This window comes from Cryptosporangium arvum DSM 44712 (assembly GCF_000585375.1).
GTDB lineage: Bacteria > Actinomycetota > Actinomycetes > Mycobacteriales > Cryptosporangiaceae > Cryptosporangium > Cryptosporangium arvum.
In genome coordinates this window covers 5307535-5326853 of sequence record NZ_KK073874.1, presented here as the reverse complement: position 1 = coordinate 5326853, position 19319 = coordinate 5307535, and the positions used below count along the sequence as shown (strand labels likewise).

At 74.1% G+C, this 19319-nt stretch carries 24 protein-coding genes and 2 riboswitches; of the genes, 10 read left to right on the top strand and 14 right to left on the bottom strand.

Annotated elements, in window-relative coordinates; genetic code table 11:
* Positions 1-25: 25 nt before the first annotated feature.
* From CRYAR_RS24195 to CRYAR_RS24180, 4 genes are all read right to left on the bottom strand, one after another.
* Positions 26-508 carry a pyridoxamine 5'-phosphate oxidase family protein gene (locus CRYAR_RS24195; protein ID WP_035855413.1) on the bottom strand — a complete coding sequence of 161 codons (483 nt, stop codon included), beginning with the start codon at positions 506-508 and terminating at the stop codon, positions 26-28.
* Positions 509-536: 28 nt separating this feature from the next.
* Positions 537-764: a hypothetical protein gene (locus tag CRYAR_RS24190; RefSeq protein WP_035855412.1), complete on the bottom strand. Its 228-nt coding sequence runs from the start codon at positions 762-764 to the stop codon at positions 537-539.
* A 123-nt stretch (positions 765-887) separates the two neighbouring features.
* Positions 888-1523: a response regulator transcription factor gene (locus CRYAR_RS24185; RefSeq protein WP_245620717.1), complete on the bottom strand. Its 636-nt coding sequence runs from the start codon at positions 1521-1523 to the stop codon at positions 888-890.
* Positions 1523-3457: a sensor histidine kinase gene (locus tag CRYAR_RS24180; RefSeq protein WP_035855409.1), complete on the bottom strand. Its 1935-nt coding sequence runs from the start codon at positions 3455-3457 to the stop codon at positions 1523-1525. Before CRYAR_RS24180 ends, CRYAR_RS24185 begins: the two co-directional genes overlap by 1 nt.
* Before the next feature lie 133 nt (positions 3458-3590).
* Here CRYAR_RS24180 and CRYAR_RS24175 point away from each other — a divergent pair, with 133 nt between their 5' ends.
* Together CRYAR_RS24175 and CRYAR_RS24170 are read left to right on the top strand one after the other, a co-directional pair.
* Positions 3591-4130 carry a hypothetical protein gene (locus CRYAR_RS24175; RefSeq protein WP_035855408.1) on the top strand — a complete coding sequence of 180 codons (540 nt, stop codon included), beginning with the start codon at positions 3591-3593 and terminating at the stop codon, positions 4128-4130.
* A riboswitch (ZMP/ZTP riboswitch) is annotated at positions 4130-4213 on the top strand. It overlaps the preceding gene by 1 nt.
* A 15-nt stretch (positions 4214-4228) precedes the next feature.
* Entirely contained in the window at positions 4229-5086 is an 858-nt protein-coding gene (locus CRYAR_RS24170; RefSeq protein WP_035855407.1) for a bifunctional 5,10-methylenetetrahydrofolate dehydrogenase/5,10-methenyltetrahydrofolate cyclohydrolase, read from the top strand.
* Here CRYAR_RS24170 and CRYAR_RS43560 read toward each other — a convergent pair.
* Positions 5083-5442, bottom strand: coding sequence for an STAS domain-containing protein (locus CRYAR_RS43560; RefSeq protein ID WP_051570885.1), 360 nt, complete (start codon positions 5440-5442; stop codon positions 5083-5085). The genes CRYAR_RS24170 and CRYAR_RS43560 overlap by 4 nt on opposite strands.
* A 144-nt stretch (positions 5443-5586) precedes the next feature.
* Here CRYAR_RS43560 and CRYAR_RS24160 point away from each other — a divergent pair, with 144 nt between their 5' ends.
* A complete protein-coding gene (locus tag CRYAR_RS24160; protein ID WP_157018022.1) occupies positions 5587-5973 on the top strand; it encodes an ATP-binding protein in 387 nt (128 codons plus the stop codon).
* A 2-nt stretch (positions 5974-5975) separates the two neighbouring features.
* Here the strand turns inward: CRYAR_RS24160 and CRYAR_RS24155 are convergent, their stop codons facing one another.
* Both CRYAR_RS24155 and CRYAR_RS24150 read right to left on the bottom strand, forming a co-directional pair.
* Positions 5976-6638, bottom strand: a complete 663-nt coding sequence (locus tag CRYAR_RS24155; RefSeq protein WP_035855406.1) for a response regulator — start codon at positions 6636-6638, stop codon at positions 5976-5978.
* Positions 6635-7705: a sensor histidine kinase gene (locus CRYAR_RS24150; RefSeq protein WP_035855405.1), complete on the bottom strand. Its 1071-nt coding sequence runs from the start codon at positions 7703-7705 to the stop codon at positions 6635-6637. The genes CRYAR_RS24155 and CRYAR_RS24150 overlap by 4 nt, the downstream gene beginning before the upstream one ends.
* Before the next feature lie 154 nt (positions 7706-7859).
* Between CRYAR_RS24150 and CRYAR_RS24145 the strand changes: the two genes are divergently transcribed.
* The 5 genes from CRYAR_RS24145 (at position 7860) to CRYAR_RS24125 (ending at position 10867) form a co-directional block, all read left to right on the top strand.
* A complete protein-coding gene (locus CRYAR_RS24145; RefSeq protein ID WP_035855404.1) occupies positions 7860-8186 on the top strand; it encodes a DUF6223 family protein in 327 nt (108 codons plus the stop codon).
* Between the two features lie 9 nt (positions 8187-8195).
* Positions 8196-8957, top strand: coding sequence for a precorrin-6A synthase (deacetylating) (gene cobF, locus CRYAR_RS24140; RefSeq protein ID WP_035855403.1), 762 nt, complete (start codon positions 8196-8198; stop codon positions 8955-8957).
* Between the two features lie 43 nt (positions 8958-9000).
* Positions 9001-9093, top strand: a riboswitch (adenosylcobalamin (AdoCbl) riboswitch).
* A 45-nt stretch (positions 9094-9138) separates the two neighbouring features.
* Positions 9139-9351 carry a CbtB domain-containing protein gene (locus CRYAR_RS24135; RefSeq protein ID WP_035855401.1) on the top strand — a complete coding sequence of 71 codons (213 nt, stop codon included), beginning with the start codon at positions 9139-9141 and terminating at the stop codon, positions 9349-9351.
* Entirely contained in the window at positions 9351-10163 is an 813-nt protein-coding gene (locus CRYAR_RS24130) for a CbtA family protein (RefSeq protein ID WP_035855400.1), read from the top strand. The genes CRYAR_RS24135 and CRYAR_RS24130 overlap by 1 nt, the downstream gene beginning before the upstream one ends.
* Before the next feature lie 2 nt (positions 10164-10165).
* Positions 10166-10867: a (2Fe-2S)-binding protein gene (locus CRYAR_RS24125; RefSeq protein WP_035855399.1), complete on the top strand. Its 702-nt coding sequence runs from the start codon at positions 10166-10168 to the stop codon at positions 10865-10867.
* Here CRYAR_RS24125 and CRYAR_RS24120 read toward each other — a convergent pair.
* The 5 genes from CRYAR_RS24120 to CRYAR_RS24100 are packed head-to-tail and all read right to left on the bottom strand — an operon-like array spanning position 10864 to position 15104.
* A complete protein-coding gene (locus tag CRYAR_RS24120) occupies positions 10864-11616 on the bottom strand; it encodes a class I SAM-dependent methyltransferase (protein WP_035855398.1) in 753 nt (250 codons plus the stop codon). The genes CRYAR_RS24125 and CRYAR_RS24120 overlap by 4 nt on opposite strands.
* Entirely contained in the window at positions 11613-12299 is a 687-nt protein-coding gene (locus CRYAR_RS24115; protein WP_035855397.1) for a class I SAM-dependent methyltransferase, read from the bottom strand. The genes CRYAR_RS24120 and CRYAR_RS24115 overlap by 4 nt, the downstream gene beginning before the upstream one ends.
* Complete coding sequence (locus CRYAR_RS24110; RefSeq protein ID WP_035855396.1) at positions 12296-13063, bottom strand: ABC transporter ATP-binding protein; 768 nt, start codon at positions 13061-13063, stop codon at positions 12296-12298. The genes CRYAR_RS24115 and CRYAR_RS24110 overlap by 4 nt, the downstream gene beginning before the upstream one ends.
* On the bottom strand, positions 13060-14013 hold the full coding sequence (locus tag CRYAR_RS24105; protein WP_084700894.1) for an ABC transporter substrate-binding protein: 954 nt from the start codon (positions 14011-14013) through the stop codon (positions 13060-13062). Before CRYAR_RS24105 ends, CRYAR_RS24110 begins: the two co-directional genes overlap by 4 nt.
* A gap of 8 nt (positions 14014-14021) precedes the next feature.
* Positions 14022-15104, bottom strand: coding sequence for a FecCD family ABC transporter permease (locus CRYAR_RS24100; RefSeq protein WP_035855393.1), 1083 nt, complete (start codon positions 15102-15104; stop codon positions 14022-14024).
* An 87-nt stretch (positions 15105-15191) separates the two neighbouring features.
* Here CRYAR_RS24100 and CRYAR_RS24095 point away from each other — a divergent pair, with 87 nt between their 5' ends.
* Complete coding sequence (locus CRYAR_RS24095; protein WP_035855392.1) at positions 15192-15800, top strand: superoxide dismutase; 609 nt, start codon at positions 15192-15194, stop codon at positions 15798-15800.
* Positions 15797-16057: a hypothetical protein gene (locus CRYAR_RS24090; RefSeq protein WP_211247611.1), complete on the top strand. Its 261-nt coding sequence runs from the start codon at positions 15797-15799 to the stop codon at positions 16055-16057. The genes CRYAR_RS24095 and CRYAR_RS24090 overlap by 4 nt, the downstream gene beginning before the upstream one ends.
* Positions 16058-16060: 3 nt before the next feature.
* Here CRYAR_RS24090 and CRYAR_RS24085 read toward each other — a convergent pair whose 3' ends face one another.
* The gene (locus tag CRYAR_RS24085) at positions 16061-18496 is read right to left on the bottom strand and encodes a cytochrome c oxidase assembly protein (protein WP_157018020.1); all 2436 of its coding nucleotides are present in this window, start codon (positions 18494-18496) and stop codon (positions 16061-16063) included.
* A complete protein-coding gene (locus CRYAR_RS43555) occupies positions 18493-19269 on the bottom strand; it encodes a copper resistance CopC family protein (protein WP_169745080.1) in 777 nt (258 codons plus the stop codon). Before CRYAR_RS43555 ends, CRYAR_RS24085 begins: the two co-directional genes overlap by 4 nt.
* Between the last annotated feature and the right edge of the window lie 50 nt (positions 19270-19319).

Here is a 19319-nt window from a genome sequence, read left to right as displayed (position 1 = left end):
TGCCGTTACCCAGTGCGGGCGGAATTTACAACTGCACGGTCTCGTTCTCGCCGCCTTCGTACGGCTTGCCGGTGACCTTGGCCTTGGCGAAGCTCAACAGGCTCGCGACCCGGCCGCCCGGGGTGTCCCAGTACTCGGCCGACTCGCCGGTGACCTTGATCAGCGCCACCCCGGGCTCGTCGGCCCCGTTCGGGAACCACGCCTCGACGCCCGCGTTCCACAGTTCCTTCTTCTTCGCCGGGTCGTCCTCAAGCGTCGCGGTGCCGGCCAGCGACACCCAGGTGGTGCCCGACCCCACGGTCACGTTCACGCCCGGGTGGGCGGCCAGGTGCGCCACCTTGCGCGACACCCGCTCGGCGAAGAACCACAGATCACCGTCGAACTCGACCTCCTGCAGCGCCATCGGGCGGCTGGTGAGCGTCCCGTCGGGCGCGGTGGTCGTCAGCATGCCGATCCGGCCGCTGCTCTTGATCAGCTCGGAAACCGTACGGGCGTCGTCGTCAGCCATGGAGCTCCCTCGGTAGTGGTGCCCCCGGTTACCCGATTCCGCCGCCCCAACCCACCGGCGACCAGGTGCGGCCGGACGAGTACACGTCGATCTTGGCCCGGATCTGCCCGAGATGATCGTGCAGGCGGTCGATCCGCTCCAGCACGCGCGCCTTGGCCGCACCGGGCTGCGCGTCGCGCGCCTGGGCCTGGGCACGATGACGTTCGGCGACGCCGGCTGGCACGCCGGTGCCGGGACCGCCGGCCGGATCCTGCACCGCTACCTCGACCTCGGTGGCAACTGGCCGACCTGGACCGCGCCAGCGTCGTGGTGCCGCAGATGTTCCCGCACAACCTGTTCGCCGGCTTCGCGCCGGGCAACGTGCACCGGACGCCGCCGGTCACGCCCGCAGGAACGTGAGCACGGCCCGCACGCGGCGGTGCTCGCGGTCGTCGGGGGCCAGGCCGAGCTTGGCGAAGATCGCCCCGATGTGTGCCTCCACGGTCTTCACCGACAGGTGGAGCTCGGCCGCGACCGCCGCGTTCGACAGTCCCTGCGCCATCAACCCGAGCACGGACCGTTCCCGAGCGGTGAGCTCCTCGAGCGGATCCTGCTCCCGCCGCCGGCGTACCAGCTGGGACACGAGTTCGGGGTCGATCACGGTCTGGCCGCCGCCGATCCGGCGCACGTCACCGGCGAACGCCGTCAGGTCGGACACCCGGTCCTTCAACAGATAGCCGACGCCGCCGTCGAACTGCGTCATCAGGCGCAGCGCGTGGTGCACCTCGACGTACTGCGACAGGATCAGCAGCCCGACCCCCGGCGCGGTGGCCCGGATCGCGGCCGCGGCGTCGATGCCCTCGGCCGAGAAGCCCGGCGGCATCCGCAGGTCGATCACCGCGACGTCGGGCGGATCCCGGCGCACCATCGCCAGCAGCCCCGGGCCGTCGGAGGCCTGGCCGGTCACCACGAAACCGGTCTCGGCGAGGATCCGGGCGACGCCCTCGCGCAGCAGTACCGAGTCGTCGGCGAGCATCACGCGCACGGGATCACCGTCGCGATCCGGGTCCCCGACGGGCCACTGTCGACCTCCAGCCGCGCGCCGAGTGTCGCCAGCCGGTCGGCCAGCCCTTCCAGCCCGCTGCCGGTGCGGACCTCGGCGCCGCCGCCCCCGTCGTCGATCACGTCGATCGCGAGCCGGTCGCCGCGCCGGGTCAGCCCGACCCGCACCACCGAGGCCCCCGAGTGTTTCGCCGCGTTCGCCAGCCCTTCGCTGACGAAGAAGTACGCGGTCGCCTCGACCTCGGCGGGCGGCCGGGACTCCACGTCGAACGCCACCCGCACCGGGATCGCCGACCGGTCGGCGAGCTGCTCCACGGCCGCGCCGAGCCCGTCGTCGGTCAACACCGCCGGGTGCAGGCCCCGGGCCAGCTCACGCAGTTCCGCGGTCGCGGCGAGCACCCGTGCCCGCGCCGACTCCGCCCGCGCGGCCAGGTCGGCGTCGCCGGACGCCTCGGCCAGCCGCACCAGGCTCCCCAGCTCGAACGACGCGGTCACCAGGTGCTGCTGGGCGCCGTCGTGCAGGTCGCGCTCCAACCGGCGGCGGGCCGCGTCCCCGGCGGCCACCAGGCGCTGCGCGGTGCCCTGCAGTTCGAGGATCAGACCGGCCTGGGCCGCGACCTCACCCACCAGGCGACGTTCGGCGGCCGACAGCGGGTCGGCCTTGACCACGGTGAGCACCCCACGCAACCGCCCGTCGTGGACGATCGGCACCCCCGGTACGTCGCCCAGCGCGCACACGCCGCCGGGCCGGGCGCTCTCCGGCCAGGCCGACACCGCACGCAGCTCGTCGGCGGTCCCGGCCCAGAGCACGACCTCGCGTGCCCCGACCCCGTCGGCGACCGTGGCGCAGATCCCGTCCAGCGGCCGGCCGGCCGGCGTCGCCAGGTGCGCGGACAGGCGGGCCAGCGCCTCGTACGCGGTCGCGCGGTGCCCGTACACCAGCCGGTCGGCCAGCCGCTGCACCCGCCGGCGCAACGGTTCGAACGCCACCGCGACCACCCCGGTCGCCACCAGCGAGGCGTAGCCGGACACCAGCTGCCCGATGCTCGTCACCAGCACCGCGTAACCCAGCGTCACCAGGCCGGCCATCACCGCGAACACGAACGCCTTGTTGAGCACCGGGTCGATGTCGTACAGCCGGTACTTGAGGATCGCGGCACCGGCCGCGACCGCCACCAGCGGAACGGCCAGCACCCCGGCCAGCGGGCTGCCCCAGATCAGCAGGCCGGTCACCATCGCCGCGCCCGACCCGACCGCGGCGAACACGAACACCCGCAGCTGACGCGCCTCGTCGCCGCGGGCCCGGCGCAGCCGCACGACCACGCACACCACCCACGTCAGCTGGAACAGCAGGTAGCCGACGCCCCGGGCGATCTCGTAGAACGCGTCCGCCCGCCCCGGCAGGTGCAGCGGGTGCGGGGCGACCAGCCCGGTGCGGGCGTACTCCACCGGCCACAACGCCGACACGGCCGAGAGGACCAGACCGACCGCGGCCAGCCCTCCGACCACCGGCCGCCATCCCGGCGACGGCAGCCGCCCGTCCGGGAAACCCATGATCGTGACGCCGACCAGCACCAGCACCAGCGGCAGCGGCCACACCCCGAGCCAGCCGACCCAGGACGCGCCCGGCAGCGGGCCGGGGTGCAGGCCGTACTCCCGCGCGGCGAACATCCACGCGTGGGCGGCCCCGGTCGCGACGAACAACCAGCCCTCGCGGACCGCCGGCCGGCGGTGCACGACGTAGAGACCGACCGCGCCGAACGACGCCCCGATCAGACCGTTGTGCAGGTTGCCCAGGTGCGGGCCCAGCACGAACCCGGCGACGACGAGCGCGGCCACGCCCGCCCCCGCGCCCGCGACGACGAACGCGGCCACGCCCGTGCCCGCCGCGCGAACCGTGCTGGTCATGGCGGCATCGTCGCAGAGCCGCGGGGCCGGATGGATCAGGGCTGGCCCTAGGACCCCCGGGGGCCGGCCCCGATGTCCCGGGCCGCCGGAGCCCCGATCGTGGAGCGCAACCCGCCGACCGAGGGAGCGTCCCGTGACACCCACCGACCGCCTGCTGACCGGGTCACTGCTCGTGGCCCCGCTGATCTACCTCGCCGCCGACCTGCTCTACGCGCTCCGCGGCTGGGACGACCCGGCCGCGGGCGTGCTGCACGTGCTCGGCGCCGCCGGGTACGTGCTCGTGGTGTTCTGGGCGGCCGGCACCCAGCGGGGCGCGTTCGCCGTCGCACTGCTGGTCGTCGGGGTGCTCGGTGCGGCCGGGAACATCGGCTACGGCTTCAACACGCTGCACGTCGCGCTGGGCGACACCGACCTCAACGACGCCGGCGGCGCCGCGACGCTGATCAAGGTCCTCGGCCTCGGCTTCCCGCTGACGCTGCTCCTGATCGCGGTGGGTCTGCGCCGCGAGCACACCTGGGTCGCGCTCGGGGTGGCGGTCGCCGCGCTCGGCTGGCCGGTGGCGCACATCGCGAACGTCGGCTGGCTCGCCGTCACCGTGAACGTCGTGCTCGTCGCGGCGCTGGGCGCACGGGCGACGGCACGCGCCGCGCTCGTCCCGGCCCCGGTATCCTGACCGGTAGACGCGACTGGCGGCACTGGGATGGTCCGAACCATCGGGGAGCCTCTCCGCGGGAGTCGACCGCCTGGGCTTCCGCACCTCGAGGAGCGTCGATGACGGCTCGACTCCTGCCCGGCGGCCCGGTGGCCGCGTCCGTACTCGCCGACGTCGCCCGGCGCGCCGACGCGCTCCGCGCCCGGGGCGTGCGGCCCGGCCTCGCGACCGTCCTGGTCGGCGACGACGAGGCCAGCGCCGGCTACATCCGCATCAAGCAGAAGCAGGCCGCCGATCTGGGCTTCGACTCGCCGCACCGGCACCTGCCCGCCGACGCGACCCAGGCCGACCTGCTCGAGGTCGTCAGCGAGTTCAACACCGACGAGACCGTGCACGGCGTGCTCGTGCAGTACCCGATCCCGGGCCACCTCGACTACGACGCCGCCCTGCAGGCCCTCGAGCCCGACAAGGACGTCGACGGCATGCACCCGACGAACATGGGGCGGCTCGCGGTGGGCCTTCCCGGGCCGCTGCCGTGCACCCCGGCCGGTATCGAGGCGCTGCTCGCGCACTACGAGATCCCGGTGTCCGGGCGCGAGGTCGTGATCCTGGGGCGGGGCGCGACGCTCGGCCGGCCGCTGGCCATGCTGCTCGCGCAGAAGCGGCCGACCGCGAACGCCGCGGTCACCGTCGTGCACACCGGCGTCCCGGACTGGGAGCGCTACACCCGCCGCGCGGAGATCCTGGTCGCCGCGGCCGGCGTGCCGGGCATCGTCCGGCCCGAGCACGTGCGCCCGGGCGCGGTCGTGATCGGCGCCGGGGTCCGGTACGCGGGCCGGCGGCTCCTGCCCGACGTCGACGAAGCGTGTGAGCAGGTGGCCTCGGCCATCACGCCGCGGGTCGGCGGCGTCGGACCGACGACCGTCGCGATGCTGTTCCGCAACGCGGTGGCCGCGGCCGAGCGGGCCACCGCCTAACGGTCGAGCTTCGGGCGGGAGCGCTCGGGCAGCGTGCCGGACAGACCGGTCGCGGACAGGATGCGGCGCAGCGCCGCGGAGGGGTTGGTCACGGCGAGGCCGTAACCGGCGTCGGTGAGCGTGGCCTGGGCGCGCAGCAGCGTCGCGAGCCCGCGCGCGTCGATGAACCGCAACGCGGTGCAGTCCACCATGACCGGGCCGCCGGGCCGCGGCAGCAGCGAATCGATCGCGCCGAGCAGCAGCGGCTCGGTCCGGAGGTCGAGTTCACCGGTCAGCTCGAGGCGAATACCGGCCTGGTGGCGGCGCACGGTGACGGTGAGAGGGAGGTCGGGCTCGGCGAAGTACGAATCGGTCACGGAGACCTCCGGTCAGGGCGCCGTGGCGGGCGCGCGTGCATGACCGGGCTCTGGGCCGAACCCGATCAGAAGTCTAACCCGGTCCGGCGGTTCCGCCTCCGTAGCGGGGGTACCACCGGGCCGCCCGGGTCGGAGGAGGCTCACATGCCGGACGTCGCCCGTCTGCGGCTGTACCTCCGGCCCACCGCGGACGCGGCGCCGGAGGCCCGCCGGATGCTGGCGGCGGCCTGCGCGGCCTGGTCCCTCGAGCACGTCGGCGAGGCGGCGGCGGTGGTGGTCACCGAACTGGTCGACAACGCGGTGCGGCACGCGCGCACCGACATGCTCGTCACGATGGCCTACCGGGGCTCCTCCCTGCACCTGTCGGTGGCCGACCGCTCGGTCACCCCGTCGACGATCCCGGTCGGGCGCGGACCGTGCGGACTGCGACTCGTCGACACGTTCGCGAGCGGCTGGGGCGTGTGCCCGGTGCCGGACGGGAAGTCCGTGTGGGCGGCGCTCACCACGCTCCGACCGAGGTCGAGCGGCTGACGTTAGCCGCGGTCCGGGCCCCGGACCAGGCCCGACTCGTAGGCGAGGACGACGAGCTGCGCACGGTCCCTGGCGCCAAGCTTGGTCATCGCCCGGTTCACGTGGGTCTTGGCGGTCACCGGGCTGATCACCCAGAGCCCGGCGATCTGCTCGTTCGAGTACCCCTGCGCGACGAGCGCGACCGCGTCCCGCTCGCGCTGCGTCAACCCGGCCAGCGCGGTCGTGTCCACCCGCACCGGCCGGGTCACGTACCGGTCGATCAGCCGGCGGGTGATCGACGGGGCGAGCAGCGCGTCACCCCGCGCGGCGACGCGCACCGCGTGCAGGAAGTCCTCCGGCTGGATGTCCTTCACCAGGAAACCGGCGGCCCCCGCCCGCAGCGCGTGGAACACGTACTCGTCGAGGCCGTAGTTGGTGAGGATGACGACGTGCACCCCGGCCAGCGCGGGGTCACCGGCGATCCGCCTGGTCGTCTCGATGCCGTCGGTGACCGGCATCCGGACGTCGACGAGCGCGACGTCGGGCCGGTGCTGCCGGGCCAGCGCGACGCCCTCGTGCCCGTCGCCGGCCTCGCCGACCACCTCCAGGTCGTCCTCGGCCTCGAGCAGCGCCCGGAACCCGCTGCGGATCAGCGGCTGGTCGTCGACGAGCAGGACCCGGATCACCGCGGCAGCTCGGCGTGGACGGTGAACCCACCGGAGTCGCGCGCACCGGCACGCAGTGTTCCGCCCAGCGCGGTCACCCGCTCACGCATGCCGGCCAGGCCGACCCCCGGCACCGGCGGTGCGGCCGGTCGCGCCCGGCCGTCGTCGTCGACCTGGATCGTCACCACCTCGGGGCGGTAGGCGATCCGGACCGACGCCGACGTGGCCCCGGCGTGCCGGGCGACGTTGGTCAGCGACTCCTGCACGATCCGGAACGCGGTGCGGTCCACCGCGGCGGGGACGTCGCCGCGGTCGCCCTCCACGGTCAGCGACGCGTCGACCGTGACCTGGCGCACCAGGTCCGGGATGTCGTCGATCCCGCGCGGCGGGGTGCGCGCGTCGTCACGCAGCGCCTCCAGCGTCGCGCGCAGTTCGCGGGAGGCCTCGCGGCCGGCGTCCCGGATCGCCAGCATCGGTGCCGGCACCGGCTCGCCGCGCTTCTTCGCGAGGTGGACGGCGGCCTCGGACTGCACGGTGATCACCGAGATCTGGTGGGTCAGCGAGTCGTGCAGCTCGCGCGCGATGTGCAGCCGCTCCTCGTCGGCCCGGCGCCGGGCGATCTCCTCGCGGGTGCGCTCGGCCTCGTCGGCCCGCCGCTCGGCCTGGCGCAGCGCTTCCCCGGCCGCTCCGGCCGCGATCAGCCAGGCCAGCTCGAGCACCCCCCGGGCCTGCGTCAGCGCCGCTCCGGCGCCGTGCACCCCGGAGAGCGACGTGGCCACCGGCAGCGCGACGAGCACGAGGAGGCTCACCCCGGCGGTGACCCGGCGGTGCCCGGCCCGCACTGCCCCGTACACCGCCACCAGGTAGCCGACCGCGAGCACGTCGAACCCGGCCGCGCGGTGGCCGATCGCGCACAGCCCGGCGACGACGAGCACGACGACGGGCGCCCGGCCGCGTGCCGCCAGCACCAGCCCGCCCCCGGCCAGGAACACGTACCCGATCGACGCCCCGGTGCCCTCGGAGAGCCCGGCGAGAACCAGGACGGCCGCGAGCCCGAGGGCGATCGCGGCGTCCCGGACACGGCCCATGCGGGCACTGTAAACCGGCTCCCCGGCCGCGCGGGTCCTGCGCGAGGAGGACCCGGCTACCACGTTCGCAGCAGCGCGAAGCGCCCGCGTCCGCACGACGCGCGACCGGCCGCCGGCGGGACACGATCAGGTCACCAACGACGGAGGAGTTCCCATGGTTCTGGAGTCCACGGTGTACAGCCTCACCACCGGGCGGCTCGTCGCCAGCACCGCGGCCGTGATCGCGCTGGCCGGGGTCGTCCTCGGCGGCGTCGCGCTGGCCAGGGCCGGGCGGCGGGCGTCGGCCGCGGCGCTGGCCACCGGCGGTGCCGGTGCCCTGGCCGGCGCGTTTGTCGTCGCCACCGCGGACGGCGGTCCCGGCAGCGGCAGCGGCATCGTCGGCGGGTTCGTGGCGCTGGTCCTCGGGCTGACCGCGGCGCTGCTCGGTGGTCTGGCCCGGCGCAGGACCCGTACCTGCGCGGTGGACGAACAGCCTGGTTAGGCTCCGCGGGTGCGACACATTCGGGTCATCGGTATCGGCGCGGGCGACCCCGGCCTGCTCACCGTCGAAGCGGTCGACGCGCTGCGCGGCGTCGACGTGTTCCTCGTCCTGGACAAGGGGGAGACGACCGCGGAGCTGACCGCCGCCCGGCAGGCGATCCTGGAGCGGTTCCGCGGAACCGGCGGCTACCGGGTCGTGACGATCGCCGACCCGCCCCGGGACCGCACCGCGGAGGACTACGCGGGGGCGGTCGAGGCCTGGCGTGACGCGCGGTCGGCGGCCGTGGAGCACGCGCTGCGCACCGAGGTGGCCGCGGACGGCACCGCCGGGATCCTGGTCTGGGGCGACCCGGCCCTCTACGACGGCACGATCCGGATGCTCGACACGATCGTCGGCCGCGGGCAGGTCGCGTGCGGCTACGACGTGCTCCCGGGCATCAGCAGCGTGCAGGTGCTGGCCGCGCGGCACCGGATCACGCTGACCCGCACGGCCGGTGCGGTGGTCGTCACCACCGGTCGCCGGGTGGCGAACGGCCACCACGACGGCGACGCCGACCTGGTCGTGATGCTCGACGCGAGCCTCGCGTTCCGCCGGTTCACCGGAGAGGACGCCGAGCTCTACTGGGGCGCCTACCTCGGTGCCCCCGACGAGGTGCTGATCGCGGGGCCGCTGGACGACGTCGCCGACCGGGTGGCCGCGACCCGCGCGGAGTTGCGTGCACAAAAGGGGTGGATCATGGACACCTACCTCATCCGTCGCAAGGAGCGCTAGCTCACGTTGACCGCGGGCCCACGCGGTCCTACGGTTCTCAGAGCGTGGCGGCGCGAGGAAGCTGGTGGAAGTCCAGCACGGTCGCGCCACTGTGATCCGGTCCCGGGCCGGGGAGTCAGATACTGGTGCCGTCACGAGCCCGTTGCAACAGGGGACGCACGATCCCCGGAGGAGGCTCTACGTGACTAGTCCGTCCGTTCGTTCCGCCGCTACCCCGGTGGTGATCTCCGGCTCGCGGGGTGCCGTCTACCTCGGTGCGGCCGTGCTGCTGGCGCTGCTCGCGTACTACTTCATCGGCGTCGACCAGGGCGCCACCTCGGTGTTCGGCAACGACGTGCACGTCCACGAGTACATCCACGACGCGCGTCACTTCCTCGGCTTCCCCTGCCACTGATGGAACTCAAGCTCCTGCTCCGCGGCGCACTCGCCGGCGGGGCCGGTGGCCTGCTGGCGTTCCTGTTCGCGCGCATCTTCGCCGAACCGCAGATCCAGAAGGCGATCGACTACGAGGAGGGCCGGGGCGCCGCCCAGGAGGCCCTCGACAAGGCGGCGGGCCTTCCCGTCCCGGCCGCCGAGGCCGAGGTGTTCAGCCGCACGATCCAGGCGAACGTCGGCATCGGCACCGGCATCATCGTGTTCGGGGTCGCGATGGGGCTGCTGGCCACCGTGATCTACCTGATCTGTCTGGGCCGGGTCGGCACCGTCCGGCCGCGGGTGCTCGCGCTGCTGGTCGCCGGGGGCGCGTTCCTCGGGCTGTTCCTGGTGCCGTGGCTGAAGTACCCGGCCAACCCGCCCGCGGTCGGCGACGACGACACGATCGGAACACGCGGCGGGCTGTACCTCGCGCTGGTGCTGGCGTCGCTGGTGATCCTCGGTGCGTCGGTCTGGCTCGGGCAGCGGCTGGCGGCCCGGTTCGGCAACTGGAACGCGACCCTGCTCGCCGGCGGCGTGTACGTGGTGGCGGTGACGGTGGTGCTGCTGCTGCTCCCGACGATCGCCGAGATGCCCGAACCGCTGCGTGACCCGGGCGGTCGGATCGTCTACCCGGCGTTCCCCGCCGACGTGCTGGCGTCCTTCCGCCTCTACTCGGTGGGCGCGCAGGCCCTCCTCTGGGGCACGTTCGGCCTGGTCTTCGGGCCGCTGGCCGAGCGGGTGCTGCTCGGCGAACCGGCGCCGGCCACGGCCGGCGACGCGGTGCCCGCCTGACGGTGACCGACCGCGACCGCGGGTCCGGGCTCGACGAGCTCGGGCCCGCTTTCGCGGTCCACACCCATGCCGCCGGCGCTCCGCCGCCGGCGCCGTGGCAGCCGGTGTCGACGCTGCTCGACGCGTCGGGGGACGCGTGGCGGGCGCGGACCGCGGCCGTCCGGCGGGCGCTGGAAGGGATGGCCGGCCGGCCGGTCGAGGAGCGGGTGGCGTTCGCGACCGCGCACCTGGGCGTGGTGGCGCGGGTGCTCGCACCGGCGTTCGCGCTGGCCGTGGTGTCCTCCGCGGTTCCGCCGCCGGACGTCTGGTGGCGGCCGGTGCCCGGCGGGATGGTGCCGGTGTCGTTCGGGTCGCCGGTGACGCCGGTCGCTCCCGGCTCCCTCGTCGACGCCTTCGCCGACTCCGTGGTGCCGCTCGTCGCCGGGTTGACCGAGGCGGCGGCCGGGACGAACCCGGTCGCGCCCGCGATCCTGCGTGACAACAGCGCCTCGGCGCTGAACAGCTCGGTGACGATGCTCGCCGCGGCCCGGCCCGCGCTGGCCGGCCGGGCAGCGCGGTTAGCCGACGCGCTGCTCCGGCGTCCACCGTGGAGCATCGCCGCGCCGGACGTCGGTGCCGGTTTCCGCCGGAACAGCTGCTGCCTGATCTACCGGCTCGACCCCGGTCCGCCCCGCCCGGTGTGCGGCGACTGCGTGTTGCGCTAAGGCCCGGTCTCTCCCTGCTTCTGGGCCCAGACCACGTAGTCGTCGAGGAACTGCCAGACCGGGCCGGCCGCGGCGAAGCCGGACTGGCGGAGGGCGGCGAGACGGAACTCGACGGTGGTCTCGGGTGCGCTGACGCGCTGCGCGTAACGCCGCTCGCGGGCGGGGACGTGCGGGGCCAGCGTGGGATGGGTGCTCGCGGCGGTCCACCAGGCCGTCCAGTCCTCGGCGCCGGCCGCGAACGCCGCCCGTTGCGTCGTGTCGTCGTGGTCGGCGGCGATCCGGCGCAGCGCGGCGTCGCGGGCGTCGAAGCGGAAGTGGTCGCCGTCGAGCAGCACCCCGCCGGGGGAGAGGCGCTCGTGTACCTGGGTGTAGAGCCGGATCAGCTGGTCGGGCCGCAGCCAGTGCAGCGCGGTGGTCGACACCATCGCCGCGACCTCGCCGTCGAACGACGCCCAGCCGGGGTCGGTGAGGTCGGCGTCGAGGACCGTCGCCCGCCCGCCGAGCGTCTCCCGGGCCAGCGTGAGCAGCACCGGGTCGTAGTCGATCGCCACCACCCGCGCGCCCGGGAAACGGTCGAGGATGCGCCGGCTCAGCGAACCGGGCCCGCAGCCCAGGTCGACGATCGTGCGGTCGGCCCCGACCGTGAGTTCGAGGACGTCGAGCATCGCGGTGAAACGCTGCTCGCGCCCGGCGACGTAGGCGGCCTGCTGGTCGTCCCAGCGGCGGACGAGGTCGGCGAGGTCGTTCACCGGACGGCTCCTCGGATCAGGTACTGCATCTGCACCTCGTGGCCCGGGGCGACGCCGAACGTCCGGTCGAGCTCGAGGATCGTGGTCAGCGGCGTGACCCGCACGTCGGTGAGCCCGGCGGCGGTGAACACGTCGGCGGTGGGCTGGATCGAGGGGGCCGCGGCCAGCGGCAGGGCGGCCCGCACGGACGCGTCGTACCAGCGGCTGAAGTCCCCGCCGGAGGCGTCGAGGCCGTCCGGGAACCAGGTGCTGTCGACGACGGCGATCGTCCCGCCGGGACGCAGCAGCCGGATCCAGTTCGCGACCGCGCGGGCCGGCTCGCGGAGCGTCCACATGACGTAGCGGCTGACGACCGCGTCGAAGCGGGCCGGTCGGAACGGCGGCTCGACCGCGTCGCCGGAGCGGAACGTGGCGTCGCCGCCGTGGGCGCGGGCCCGCTCCAGCATGCCCTCGGCGAGGTCGATGCCGGTGACCCGGTGGCCGAGCCGGGCGATCGTGTGCGCGACCTGCCCGCTGCCGGTGCCGACGTCGAGCACGTCGGCGGGCGCGGCCGGGAGGGCGGCGGCCCAGATCGCGCCCCAGGCCGCGCGGTCGGCGTCGAGACGAGCGGGTTGCTGTTGGTAGTCGTCGTAGGACGGGGCCCGCCCGGTCCAGTACTCGTTGATGCGGTCCTGGACGTTCACACGATCGCCTCCTCGGGTCGGAACAGCAGGTGCAGGTGGCCGTCGAGGTCGATCCGGTGGATGCCGATGCCGTAGACCGGCTCCAGCACGGCCGGGTCGAGCACCTCGCCGGTCGGGCCGGCGGCCACGACGCCGCCGTCGGAGAGCAGCACCAGGTCGTCGCAGTAGCGGGCGGCCAGGTTCAGGTCGTGCAGCACGACGACCGAGCAGGTCTCGAGCGTGCGCACCAGCCGCAGCACCTCGTGCTGGTAGCGGATGTCGAGGTGGTTCGTCGGCTCGTCGAGCAGCAGGTGCGTGGCCTGCTGGGTGAGCGCCCTGGCGATCAGCACCCGCTGGCGTTCGCCGCCGGAGAGCTCGGCGAACGGCCGCCCGCCCAGGTGGGCGGCGCCGACGCGTTCCAGCGCGCGGGCGGCGATCGTGTGGTCGGCGGCGCTCGTGCGCTGGAACGTCGAGAGGTGCGGGCCCCGGCCGAGCAGCACCATCTCGCCGACGGTCAGCGACGTCTCGCCGCCGGTCTCCTGCACCACGACCGCGAGCCGGCGCGCGGTCTCCCGACCCGGGAGGCGGTCCAGCGCGTCGCCGTCGACGCTCACCTGCCCGGTAGGGCTGCGTAGCGCGCCGTAGAGCAGGCGCAGCAGCGTCGTCTTGCCGCTGCCGTTCGGGCCGATCAGCCCGAGCACCCGGTTCCCGGCGGCGTTCACGTCGACGCCGTCGAGGACGAGCTTCGCACCGTACGACCAGGACACCCCGTCGGCGGTGATCATCCGAAGTGCTTCCGGATCATCTCCAGGCCGGTGATCGACAGCGGCGACGGCGGTTCGGTGAAGTTGAACAGCTGCGTCAGCACGGCGCCGTCACGGACGGCGGTGAGCCGCTCCGCGCCCGGTGCGCCGGTGACCGCCTGCTCGACGGCCTTCGGGTCGCCGTCGCTGTGGAGCAGGATCAGCACGTCGGGGTCGCGGCCGAGCAGTTCCTCGCGGGTCACCTCGAAGACACGTTCGTCGACGTCGCCGAAGACGTTCGTGAACCCGGCCGCGGTCAGCTGCGGGTCGGCCATGCTCAGCGTGCCGTAGGCGTAGGTCGTGCCGCCGCCGACGGTGGGGTAGAGCACCGCGGCCGTGCGTCCGCCCGGCTGCTTCGCCGTAGCCGCCGCGGTGCGTTTCCGCAGCGCGGCGACGGCGTCCGCGGACGGCTCGTCGAAGACCTTGCCGTAGTTCTCCAGCTGCCGGTAGACGTCGTCGAACGTCGGCGCGGTCGTCGTCGTCTCGCAGAGCGCCGGTTCCTCGATCAGCGGGATGTCGACGGCCGACAGCGTCTCGCGGGAGAGGTTGTCGACCTGGCCCAGCACCAGGTCGGGCTTCTGCGCGATCACCACCTCCGGGGAGATCTGCAGGTGGCCGCTGGTGTCGGTCTTGTCGGTGAGCAGCGGGATCCGGTCGAGCTCGGCGAGCGTCCCGGCGTCGTAGTAGGCCTTCGGGTACTGGCCGGCGCGGGCGGTGACGCGGTCCAGGACGCCGAGTTCGTGCAGGAACGGCACGGCGGCGCTCTTGAGCAGCACGACGCGTTCGGGCTCGGCGTCGAACGTCACGTCGGTGCCGCAGTTGGAGATCGTGACCGGGTAGGCGCCGCCGGAGCCGGTCGAGGTGGTCCCGCTGCCGCTGCCGCAGGCGGCGGTGACCAGGAGAACGACGGTGGCCAGGGCGAGTCTGCGCACGGGAATCCTCACGAGGCGTGGAAACGGCGGATCAGCACGAGCAGGAAGGGGGCGCCGAGCAGGGACGTGATGATCCCGATCGGGATCTCCTGCGGCTGGAGCAGCGTCCGCGCGATCACGTCGGCCCAGATCAGCAGGAGCGCGCCGAGCAGCGCGGCGACCGGGACGACCCGGACGTGGGTGGCCCCCACCAGCCGCCGCGCCAGGTGCGGCACGACCAGGCCGACGAACCCGATCGAGCCCGACGCGGACACCAGCACGCCGATGCACAGCGCGACGACGACCAGGAGCCGGACGCGGAACCGTTCGGGGGATGCGCCGAGCGTGTGCGCGGTCTCGTCGCCGATGGCCAGCGAGTCCGTCCGCCGTCCCCAGATCGTCAGCAGCGCCGTCGTCAGCGTGACGACGACCGCCACCACCGCCAGCGGTGCGTTCCACTGGGCCAGGCCGAGCGAGCCGAGCAGCCAGAACATCACCGAGCGGGCGCCCTCGGCGGAGCCGGACGCGAAGATCAGGAAGCTGGTGGCGGCGTAGAGCGCGTAGCCGACCGCGACGCCCGCGAGCAGCAACCGCAGCGACGTGACGCGGCCGCCGCTGCGGGCCAGCAGGAACACGCCGAACGACGCGGCGAGCGCACCGAGGAACGCGCTGAACGGCAGCGCGTGCTCACCGAACCCGGCGCCGAAACCGAACAGGATCGCCGCCGCGGCGCCGCTGGACGCGCCCGAGTTGATGCCGAGCAGGTACGGGTCGGCCAGGACGTTGCGCACCATCGCCTGCAGCGCGACCCCGCAGACCGCCAGCCCCGCGCCGACCAGCGCGCCGAGCACCACCCGGGGCGCGCGGACGTCCCAGACGATCGCGTCCTCGGCGAGGTCCCAGGTGGCGTCGCCGGGCCAGCCGGCCAGGTGGTGGCCGAGGATCGCGGCGACCGTGGCCGGGCTGACCCCGACCGCGCCGGAGCCGAGCCCGGCGACCACGGTGGCGAGCAGGCCGAGCGTCAGCGCGGTGAGCCATCCCAGCGTGCGCCGCCGCCGGGCGGCTAACCCGAGCGCGTCGACGGGCCCCACGGTCCTCCTTGGTGCAGTCATTGTGCTCTTGCAAGCTACTTGCATTAAGACTCTAGACGGAGGACGCTCGGTGCCGTCCACCGCCCCGCGACCCGGAGGCCCGCTCCCATGGCCACGTACTCGCTGCCGGACCTGCCGTACGACTACGCGGCGCTCGAGCCCGCGATCACCGGCGAGATCCTCGAGCTGCACCACGCCAAACACCACGCCGCCTACGTGAAGGGCGCCAACGACACCGTGGAGCAGCTCGCGGAGGTGCGCGCGAAGGACGGCTTCACCCCGACCGGGCTGGTCGGGCTGGAGAAGACGCTCGCGTTCAACCTCTCCGGGCACGTGCTGCACACCCAGTTCTGGCAGAACCTCACGCCCGACGGCGGCGACCGTCCCGACGGGGTCCTCGGTGACGCGATCACCGAGCACTTCGGCTCGTTCGAGGCCTTCCAGAAGCAGCTCACCGTGGCCACGACGAGCGTGCAGGGCTCCGGCTGGGGTGTGCTCGCACACGAGCCGGTCAGCGGCACGCTGCTGATCCACCAGGTCTACGACCACCACGGCAACGTCGGGCTCAACACCACCCCGCTGCTGGTCTTCGACGCCTGGGAGCACGCCTACTACCTGCAGTACCGCAACGTCCGGCCGGACTACGTGCAGAAGCTGTGGTCGCTGGTCAACTGGGCCGACGTGGCGTCCCGGTACGCGGCGGCGGTCGCGCCGTGACCGCCGAGCCGGGTGCGGCGGTGCGCGCGGCGACCGACGCGGCCCAGCGCGCCGCCGGGGTGATCGCCGCGCGCCGCCGCGGGGACGACACCGGCGCGGAGGCGCTGCTGGCGTCGTTCCCCGACGACGCCGCGAAGGCCGGCGCGTTCTTCGTCCTCGCCGACCTGGCGGTCGCGCTGCTCGCGACCGCCTCGGACCAGTCCTGCGACGAGGTGGTCCAGGACCTCACGATCCTGCTGGCGGCCGGCTCACTCTGAGCGTCACGGCGGATCGGCCCGGTGCAGCGCCCGCAGCGCCGCGTTGTACTCGGCGAGGTCCCGGTCGGCCGGCCCACGGTCGACGCGGCGTTGTTCGCGTTCGTCGGCGCGCACCCACTGCCAGAACAGCGCCGCGAGCACCGCCGCCGACGGGAGCTCGCCGAACGCCCAGGTGATGCCGGCGGCGAGGTTCTGGTCGGCCAGCAGATCGGTGAGCCACGGACGGTGCAGCCCGGCGTACCACGGCTCGGCGATCACCGTGCCCGCCTGCATCAGCGCGACACCGAAGAACGCGTGCATCGCCATGCCCGCGAAATGGACCGGGATCCGCACCGGGTACGGCAGCCGCCTCGGCCCCGGATCGACCCCGATCACCACCCAGAAGAACAGGTACCCGACGAGCACGAAGTGCGTGAGCATGACCAGGTGCCCCTCGTGGGAGCGCATGGCGTCCTCGAACAGGTCGGAGAAGTACAGACCGTAGAGGCTGCCGACGAACAGCCCGGTCGCGACGACGGGGTGGCTCAGCACCGTGAGGGCCTGCGAGTGCAGGACGGCCAGGAGCCACGCGCGCGGGCTCCGCGCATCGAGCGCCCGCAGCGCGAGCGTGGCCGGTGCGCCGAGCACCAGCAGGATCGGCACCGCCATCGACAACACCATGTGCTGGAACATGTGCACGCTGAACAGCACGAAGCTGTACCGGCCGACGCCGGTCAGCGTGACCGCGGCGAGCAGGAGCAGCCCGCCCAGCCAGAAAGCGGTGCGGTTCCGGGGCCAGCGGACGCCCCGTCGGCGTAGCCGGAGCACACCGGCCAGGTAGAGCCCCGCGCCGACGACGACGATCGTGGCGAACCACAGGTCGGGGTACCAGAGCGTGATCAACCGCCCCAGGGTCGGAACCGGCGGCATCCCGAAGCCGACGAGGTCGGTGGTCGGGTCGGGGTCGACCGGGTCGGTGGGCACCGGCGTGGGGCTGCGCGAGAGCGCCACCGCCAGCCCGGTCGTGGCCGCGAAGACGAGCACCTCACCCGCCGCGAGCCGCCGGAACGCGGTGGGCAGCCGCGTCAGCGTGCGGGCCCGGTGCAGCGCGCCGACCACCCCGAGCACGACGAGCGCGACCGCCTTGCCGACGACGAGCGTGCCGTACCGCGAGTGCAGGAGCGCGTCCACCGTGCCCAGACGCACCCAGGCGTTCAGCACCCCGGAGAGCCCGACCGCGACGAAACACCACAGCGCGATCCGCGAGTAGGCCCGCGCCGCCGGCGCCAGGACGTCGGTGCGGCGGATCAGCAGGAGCGCGACGAGCCCGCCGGTCCACAGTGCCGCGCCGACGACGTGGAACGCGAGGCCGGTGACCGCCACCGCGTGGTTCCCCGCCCCGGCGGCGTGACCGGTGAACGCCGGCGGCACGATCCCGGCGAGCGCGGCCACCGCGACCCAGGCCGCACCGTTGCGGGAGAGCACGAGCCGCCCCCCGACCGCCACGACGAGGGCCAGCCCACCCTGGACCGCCAGCGCCCGCCCCTGCGAGACGTCCTTGACGAAACTGAGCGTCTCGGTCGCGCCGATACCGGAGGCGGGAACGCCGAGCAGGTCCGACGTGGTGAGCAGAACCGCCGCGCCGACCGCGACGAACCACGCCACCGCCGCCCAGGACGCGGCCCGCACCAACCGGTACCCCGCCGCCCCCATCATCCCCCCGGGCCCGGCCCGACGCTCGACCGCGCTCCCCGAGCCGGCCCCACTCCCGGCACCATTCCCAGTCGCACTCCCGGTGCTTCTCCCGGCCGCACTCTCGGTGCCGTTCCCGGCCGCCCGTTCGGTCGCGCTCCCGGTGTCTCCTCCGGCCGCGTTCTCGGTGCTTCTACCGGTCGCACCTTCGACGCTTCTCCCGGCCGCGCTTCCGGTGCTTTTCTCGGCGGCGTTTTTGGTGCTTCTCCCGGCCGCGCTTCCGGTGCTTTTCCCGGCGGCGCTTCCGGTGCTTTTCTCGGCGCTACTCCCGGTTGCGTTCCCGGTGCCATAACCGGTTGTGTCGCCGGTGCTTATCCTCGTCGCGTTCTTGGCCGCGCTTTTGGCCGCGCTCCCGGCCGTGGTTTCGGCGGGGGTTCGGGCGTCGGGCTCGTCGGGGGAGTCGGGGGCGGTGCCCGGCGCGGAAGTGGCGCCGGTGGCGGGTGGGGCACCAGGGACGAGGAAGGCTCCGACGAACGCGGTGCCGACCGCGACGGTCCCGGCGGCGGTCGCGAGACCGGTGGCGAGCGGCAGCCCCCACGAGGTGAACGCGCCCGGTGTCGGCAGACCGGGGATCGCCGCCTCCAGCGCCTGGCCGAACCGCAGCGCGCCGGCGAGCACCCCCGACCCGGTGACCGCCGCCCCCGCCGCGAGCCCGATCGTCATCGCCCGTCGCCGCGAGCGCCCGCGCGCCGCTGCGGTCGCCGTCATCGCGAGACCTCGCCGTCGCGGAAACGACGCCTCCGCCCCAGAGCCACGAGCCCGGCGACGACGACGAACATCCCCACCCCCGCGGCCCAGAGGAACGCCCCGTCCCCACCGACCGAGGCATCACCGTTCCCGCTCGAGCCATCAACAGCCCCAGCCGACCCCGAGTCCGAGCCCGACCCGGAGTCCGAGCCCGAGCCCGACCCGGAGTCCGAGCCCGAGCCCGACCCGGAGTCCGAGCCCGAGCCCGACCCGGAGTCCGAGTCCGGGCCCGGCGCCAAGTCCGAGCCCTGCGCGGAGTCCGAGCCCGAGACTGCGCCCGGCGTCGAGCCCGAGCCCGAGCCCGAGCCCGAGCCCGAGCCCGAGTCCGAGTCGGAGCCCGGCGCGGAGTCCGGCGCGGAGGACGAGCCTGGTGCGGGGGAGGAGCCTGGTGCCGAGGACGACTGCGGCGCCGAAGTCACGCCCGTGGGCCGGGAACCGCCCGGGGACGCTCCGGTCCGAGTCGGATCGGCGGTGAACGTGAAGACACCCTGCAGCGGGTGGCCATCGCTGGACACGATCCGCCACGCCACCGTGTACCGGCCCCCGACCAGCGGTCGCACGGCTTGACGCAGCACCCGCCCGGCAGCACGCGGCTTCCCGTCGCCGTACGCGGTCCCCTCCGGACCGGTCACCACCACGGTGCTGAACCCGCCGCGGATCTCGCCCGCGAACGTCAGCGAGATCTCCCGCGGCGGCACCACGACCGTGCTCCCCGCCGCCGGACTACTACTCACGATGTCCGAATGCGCCCGAGCCGGACCACCCCCTCCGAACACCCCGGATC

Excerpts from the sequence above, each read along its gene's own strand:
- CRYAR_RS24160 (WP_157018022.1), top strand. The coding sequence starts at position 5,587 with ATGCCGGACGTCGCCCGTCTGCGGCTGTACCTCCGGCCCACCGCGGAC.
- CRYAR_RS24095 (WP_035855392.1), top strand. The coding sequence starts at position 15,192 with ATGGCCACGTACTCGCTGCCGGACCTGCCGTACGACTACGCGGCGCTC.
- CRYAR_RS24085 (WP_157018020.1), bottom strand. The coding sequence starts at position 18,496 with ATGACGGCGACCGCAGCGGCGCGCGGGCGCTCGCGGCGACGGGCGATG.
- CRYAR_RS24185 (WP_245620717.1), bottom strand. The coding sequence starts at position 1,523 with ATGCTCGCCGACGACTCGGTACTGCTGCGCGAGGGCGTCGCCCGGATC.
- CRYAR_RS24170 (WP_035855407.1), top strand. The coding sequence starts at position 4,229 with ATGACGGCTCGACTCCTGCCCGGCGGCCCGGTGGCCGCGTCCGTACTC.
- CRYAR_RS24100 (WP_035855393.1), bottom strand. The coding sequence starts at position 15,104 with ATGACTGCACCAAGGAGGACCGTGGGGCCCGTCGACGCGCTCGGGTTA.
- CRYAR_RS24150 (WP_035855405.1), bottom strand. The coding sequence starts at position 7,705 with ATGGGCCGTGTCCGGGACGCCGCGATCGCCCTCGGGCTCGCGGCCGTC.
- CRYAR_RS24145 (WP_035855404.1), top strand. The coding sequence starts at position 7,860 with ATGGTTCTGGAGTCCACGGTGTACAGCCTCACCACCGGGCGGCTCGTC.
- CRYAR_RS24195 (WP_035855413.1), bottom strand. The coding sequence starts at position 508 with ATGGCTGACGACGACGCCCGTACGGTTTCCGAGCTGATCAAGAGCAGC.
- CRYAR_RS24180 (WP_035855409.1), bottom strand. The coding sequence starts at position 3,457 with ATGACCAGCACGGTTCGCGCGGCGGGCACGGGCGTGGCCGCGTTCGTC.
- CRYAR_RS24130 (WP_035855400.1), top strand. The coding sequence starts at position 9,351 with ATGGAACTCAAGCTCCTGCTCCGCGGCGCACTCGCCGGCGGGGCCGGT.
- CRYAR_RS24110 (WP_035855396.1), bottom strand. The coding sequence starts at position 13,063 with ATGATCACCGCCGACGGGGTGTCCTGGTCGTACGGTGCGAAGCTCGTC.